The 1,003-nt window shown below is 60.2% G+C and carries 1 protein-coding gene; it reads left to right on the top strand.

The window, feature by feature from the left end; all coding sequences use genetic code 11:
- A partial coding sequence (locus AC1DUU_RS32850; RefSeq protein WP_476787456.1) for a M14 family metallopeptidase occupies positions 1–757 on the top strand: 757 nt, incomplete at its 5' end.
- Positions 758–1,003 lie beyond the last annotated feature (246 nt).

Raw genomic sequence — 1,003 nt, 5'->3', positions numbered from 1 at the left:
CCATGGTGACGAGTATGAGGGCCAGGTTGCACTCAGCAAGCTCGCCCGGCAACTTGATGCAAGCGAACTGTGCGGCCGCACCATCATCCTGCCGGCGCTGAACTATCCCGCGGTGGACGCCGGCAAACGGGTGTCACCACTCGATCAGGGCAATCTCAACCGGATGTTTCCTGGCGACGCCAATGGCTCGCCAACCGAGATGATCGCGCATTACGTCTCGAAGGTACTGCTGCCTCGCGCCGACATCGTCATCGACCTGCACTCCGGCGGCACGTCGCTGTTTTATCTGCCCTGCTGCCTGATCCGTACGGGCAGGTCTGAAACCGAAACAGCACAATTCATCGAACTGATGCATGTCTTTGGCGCCCCCATCGGCTCGATCAGTGACGGCTCGGGCGGCGGCGGTGCGACAACACTCTCGGCAACCGCCCAGATGCTCGGCATTCCAGCCCTGACCACCGAACTCGGCGGAGGTGCCTCCATGTCACGGAAAGGCGAAATCCTTGGGCGAGACGGTGTGCTGCGTGTGCTGAAACATATGGGTATCCTTCCCGACGCCATCGTTGAACCAGCGGTAGCGTTGGGAGATGAGGTCCGGGCCGGCGATCTTGCTGGCATCCTCCACCCGATTGAAGGGCCTTCGGAACCGGTCAGAACGGTTCAGTTCGCACAATCTGGCCTCGTCGCTTGCCAAAGAGCCCCTGCCTTGACCGATACAGGAGATTGCCTGTTCAAGCTTGTGGCGGACGTCACCTAAGCCCCTTTGTGCACCACTGACATTGCGTGCCTCTTCGACGCGCAGGCGGCAACGCCCTCGGATTCAACGGTATCGAAGGGATTTTCCGAATGGGCTGAGATGATACGACCAAGCCGCTTCCGCTACGCGTAACGAGCGATGGCTGCCTTGAGCCGAGCGGTAATGGGTTAGCGCGTCCGTCGACCCAACATCTCCGCCGCGATAGCAGCCACACGATGTTGCGAACAACTACACCTCATAGCTTCC

It is taken from the genome of Aminobacter sp. P4_H6_2 (assembly GCF_056400805.1).
The sequence above is the reverse complement of the archived record's forward strand: the minus strand, read 5'-3'. Positions and strand labels throughout refer to the sequence as shown.